This window comes from Streptomyces sp. D2-8 (assembly GCF_023184515.1).
Lineage (GTDB): Bacteria > Actinomycetota > Actinomycetes > Streptomycetales > Streptomycetaceae > Streptomyces.
The window spans coordinates 1-5081 of sequence record NZ_JAAHBP010000057.1 but is presented as its reverse complement, the minus strand read 5'-3'; the positions used below and the strand labels follow the sequence as shown (position 1 = coordinate 5081).

The following is a 5081-nucleotide window of genomic DNA, read 5'->3' as shown; positions in this document are numbered from 1 at the left end:
TGCTGGGGCGAGGTTCCTTTGAAAAAACACAGCGAGGACGCTGTGAACGGTCGGGCCTATTCCGCCTGACTGTTCCGCTCTCGTGGTGTTGCACCGGATTACCGGTACACATTCACGGAGAGTTTGATCCTGGCTCAGGACGAACGCTGGCGGCGTGCTTAACACATGCAAGTCGAACGATGAACCACTTCGGTGGGGATTAGTGGCGAACGGGTGAGTAACACGTGGGCAATCTGCCCTGCACTCTGGGACAAGCCCTGGAAACGGGGTCTAATACCGGATACTGATCATCTTGGGCATCCAAGGTGTTCGAAAGCTCCGGCGGTGCAGGATGAGCCCGCGGCCTATCAGCTTGTTGGTGAGGTAGTGGCTCACCAAGGCGACGACGGGTAGCCGGCCTGAGAGGGCGACCGGCCACACTGGGACTGAGACACGGCCCAGACTCCTACGGGAGGCAGCAGTGGGGAATATTGCACAATGGGCGAAAGCCTGATGCAGCGACGCCGCGTGAGGGATGACGGCCTTCGGGTTGTAAACCTCTTTCAGCAGGGAAGAAGCGAAAGTGACGGTACCTGCAGAAGAAGCGCCGGCTAACTACGTGCCAGCAGCCGCGGTAATACGTAGGGCGCGAGCGTTGTCCGGAATTATTGGGCGTAAAGAGCTCGTAGGCGGCTTGTCACGTCGGTTGTGAAAGCCCGGGGCTTAACCCCGGGTCTGCAGTCGATACGGGCAGGCTAGAGTTCGGTAGGGGAGATCGGAATTCCTGGTGTAGCGGTGAAATGCGCAGATATCAGGAGGAACACCGGTGGCGAAGGCGGATCTCTGGGCCGATACTGACGCTGAGGAGCGAAAGCGTGGGGAGCGAACAGGATTAGATACCCTGGTAGTCCACGCCGTAAACGGTGGGCACTAGGTGTGGGCAACATTCCACGTTGTCCGTGCCGCAGCTAACGCATTAAGTGCCCCGCCTGGGGAGTACGGCCGCAAGGCTAAAACTCAAAGGAATTGACGGGGGCCCGCACAAGCGGCGGAGCATGTGGCTTAATTCGACGCAACGCGAAGAACCTTACCAAGGCTTGACATACACCGGAAACGTCTGGAGACAGGCGCCCCCTTGTGGTCGGTGTACAGGTGGTGCATGGCTGTCGTCAGCTCGTGTCGTGAGATGTTGGGTTAAGTCCCGCAACGAGCGCAACCCTTGTCCCGTGTTGCCAGCAGGCCCTTGTGGTGCTGGGGACTCACGGGAGACCGCCGGGGTCAACTCGGAGGAAGGTGGGGACGACGTCAAGTCATCATGCCCCTTATGTCTTGGGCTGCACACGTGCTACAATGGCCGGTACAATGAGCTGCGATACCGCGAGGTGGAGCGAATCTCAAAAAGCCGGTCTCAGTTCGGATTGGGGTCTGCAACTCGACCCCATGAAGTCGGAGTCGCTAGTAATCGCAGATCAGCATTGCTGCGGTGAATACGTTCCCGGGCCTTGTACACACCGCCCGTCACGTCACGAAAGTCGGTAACACCCGAAGCCGGTGGCCCAACCCCTTGTGGGAGGGAGCTGTCGAAGGTGGGACTGGCGATTGGGACGAAGTCGTAACAAGGTAGCCGTACCGGAAGGTGCGGCTGGATCACCTCCTTTCTAAGGAGCACTTCTTAATCAGGCTTGCCTGGTTCAGAGGCCAGTACATCAGCGAATGTCTGATGCTGGTTGCTCATGGGTGGAACGTTGACTATTCGGCATACTTGATCGTCTTCTCCTTCTAGTACTGCTCTTCGGAGCGTGGAACGTTGAGGGAAGCGGGGAGTGTGTCGGGCACGCTGTTGGGTGTCTGAGGGAATGGTTTTCCTCAGTCGCCGGCCCCGGTGAAGCATCACGGAAGTGGTGTGTGACGGGTGGCTGGTCGTTGTTTGAGAACTGCACAGTGGACGCGAGCATCTGTGGCCAAGTTTTTAAGGGCGCACGGTGGATGCCTTGGCACCAGGAACCGATGAAGGACGTGGGAGGCCACGATAGGCCCCGGGGAGTCGTCAACCAGGCTTTGATCCGGGGGTGTCCGAATGGGGAAACCCGGCAGTCGTCATGGGCTGTCACCCTTGCCTGAACACATAGGGCAAGTGGAGGGAACGCGGGGAAGTGAAACATCTCAGTACCCGCAGGAAGAGAAAACAACCGTGATTCCGGGAGTAGTGGCGAGCGAAACCGGATGAGGCTAAACCGTATACGTGTGAGACCCGGCAGGGGTTGCGTATGCGGGGTTGTGGGATCTCTCTTTCACGGTCTGCCGGCCGTGAGACGAGTCAGAAACCGTTGATGTAGGCGAAGGACATGCGAAAGGTCCGGCGTAGAGGGTAAGACCCCCGTAGTCGAAACGTCAGCGGCTCGTTTGAGAGACACCCAAGTAGCACGGGGCCCGAGAAATCCCGTGTGAATCTGGCGGGACCACCCGCTAAGCCTAAATATTCCCTGGTGACCGATAGCGGATAGTACCGTGAGGGAATGGTGAAAAGTACCGCGGGAGCGGAGTGAAATAGTACCTGAAACCGTGTGCCTACAAGCCGTGGGAGCGTCGGATACGTGCTTGCACGTATCTCGTGACTGCGTGCCTTTTGAAGAATGAGCCTGCGAGTTTGCGGTGTGTTGCGAGGTTAACCCGTGTGGGGAAGCCGTAGCGAAAGCGAGTCCGAATAGGGCGTTTCAGTAGCACGCTCAAGACCCGAAGCGGAGTGATCTAGCCATGGGCAGGTTGAAGCGGAGGTAAGACTTCGTGGAGGACCGAACCCACCAGGGTTGAAAACCTGGGGGATGACCTGTGGTTAGGGGTGAAAGGCCAATCAAACTCCGTGATAGCTGGTTCTCCCCGAAATGCATTTAGGTGCAGCGTCGTGTGTTTCTTGCCGGAGGTAGAGCACTGGATAGGCGATGGGCCCTACCGGGTTACTGACCTTAGCCAAACTCCGAATGCCGGTAAGTGAGAGCGCGGCAGTGAGACTGTGGGGGATAAGCTCCATGGTCGAGAGGGAAACAGCCCAGAGCATCGACTAAGGCCCCTAAGCGTACGCTAAGTGGGAAAGGATGTGGAGTCGCAGAGACAACCAGGAGGTTGGCTTAGAAGCAGCCACCCTTGAAAGAGTGCGTAATAGCTCACTGGTCTAGTGATTCCGCGCCGACAATGTAGCGGGGCTCAAGCGTACCGCCGAAGTCGTGTCATTGCAGCATATACGGCCAACGCCGGCTGTGATGGGTAGGGGAGCGTCGTGTGCCGGGTGAAGCAGCCGCGGAAGCGAGTTGTGGACGGTTCACGAGTGAGAATGCAGGCATGAGTAGCGATACAAACGTGAGAAACGTTTGCGCCGATTGACTAAGGGTTCCTGGGTCAAGCTGATCTGCCCAGGGTAAGTCGGGACCTAAGGCGAGGCCGACAGGCGTAGTCGATGGATAACCGGTTGATATTCCGGTACCCGCTGTGAAGCGTCAAACATCGAGCATCGTGATGCTAAGGCCGTGAAGCCGTTCCGGACCCTTCGGGGAAAGGAAAGTGGTGGAGCCGCCGGACCAAGCGGTTAGTAGGTGAGTGATGGGGTGACGCAGGAAGGTAGTCCATCCCGGGCGGTGGTTGTCCCGGGGTAAGGGTGTAGGCCGTGCGATAGGTAAATCCGTCGCACTTGAGGCTGAGACCTGATGCCGAGCCGATTGTGGTGAAGTGGATGATCCTATGCTGTCGAGAAAAGCCTCTAGCGAGTTTCATGGCGGCCCGTACCCTAAACCGACTCAGGTGGTCAGGTAGAGAATACCGAGGCGTTCGGGTGAACTATGGTTAAGGAACTCGGCAAAATGCCCCCGTAACTTCGGGAGAAGGGGGGCCACATCCGGTGATGATCTTTACGGTCTGAGCTGGGGGTGGCCGCAGAGACCAGCGAGAAGCGACTGTTTACTAAAAACACAGGTCCGTGCGAAGCCGTAAGGCGATGTATACGGACTGACGCCTGCCCGGTGCTGGAACGTTAAGGGGACCGGTTAGCTCCATTTCGGTGGGGCGAAGCTGAGAACTTAAGCGCCAGTAAACGGCGGTGGTAACTATAACCATCCTAAGGTAGCGAAATTCCTTGTCGGGTAAGTTCCGACCTGCACGAATGGCGTAACGACTTCTCGACTGTCTCAACCATAGGCCCGGTGAAATTGCACTACGAGTAAAGATGCTCGTTTCGCGCAGCAGGACGGAAAGACCCCGGGACCTTTACTACAGTTTGATATTGGTGTTCGGTTCGGCTTGTGTAGGATAGCTGGGAGACTGTGAACTCTGGACGCCAGTTCAGGGGGAGTCGTCGTTGAAATACCAGTCTGGTCGTGCTGGATGTCTAACCTGGGTCCGTGATCCGGATCAGGGACAGTGTCTGATGGGTAGTTTAACTGGGGCGGTTGCCTCCTAAAGAGTAACGGAGGCGCCCAAAGGTTCCCTCAGCCTGGTTGGCAATCAGGTGTTGAGTGTAAGTGCACAAGGGAGCTTGACTGTGAGACCGACGGGTCGAGCAGGGACGAAAGTCGGGACTAGTGATCCGGCGGTGGCTTGTGGAAGCGCCGTCGCTCAACGGATAAAAGGTACCCCGGGGATAACAGGCTGATCTTCCCCAAGAGTCCATATCGACGGGATGGTTTGGCACCTCGATGTCGGCTCGTCGCATCCTGGGGCTGGAGTCGGTCCCAAGGGTTGGGCTGTTCGCCCATTAAAGCGGTACGCGAGCTGGGTTTAGAACGTCGTGAGACAGTTCGGTCCCTATCCGCTGTGCGCGTAGGAATATTGAGAAGGGCTGTCCCTAGTACGAGAGGACCGGGACGGACGAACCTCTGGTGTGCCAGTTGTTCTGCCAAGGGCATGGCTGGTTGGCTACGTTCGGGAGGGATAACCGCTGAAAGCATCTAAGCGGGAAGCCTGCTTCGAGATGAGTATTCCCACCTCCTTGAGAGGGTAAGGCTCCCAGTAGACGACTGGGTTGATAGGCCGGATATGGAAGCACGGTAACGTGTGGAGTTGACCGGTACTAATAGGCCGAGGGCTTGTCCTCAGTTGCTCGCGTCCACTGTGTT

General features: G+C 57.4%; 2 rRNA genes. Both read left to right on the top strand.

The window, feature by feature from the left end:
- Window positions 1-111 precede the first annotated feature (111 nt).
- Window positions 112-1637 (top strand): 16S ribosomal RNA (locus tag G3I77_RS40420).
- 301 nt (window positions 1638-1938) lie between these two features.
- Window positions 1939-5059 (top strand): 23S ribosomal RNA (locus G3I77_RS40415).
- The 16S and 23S rRNA genes sit together here, the layout of an rRNA operon.
- Window positions 5060-5081: the final 22 nt, after the last annotated feature.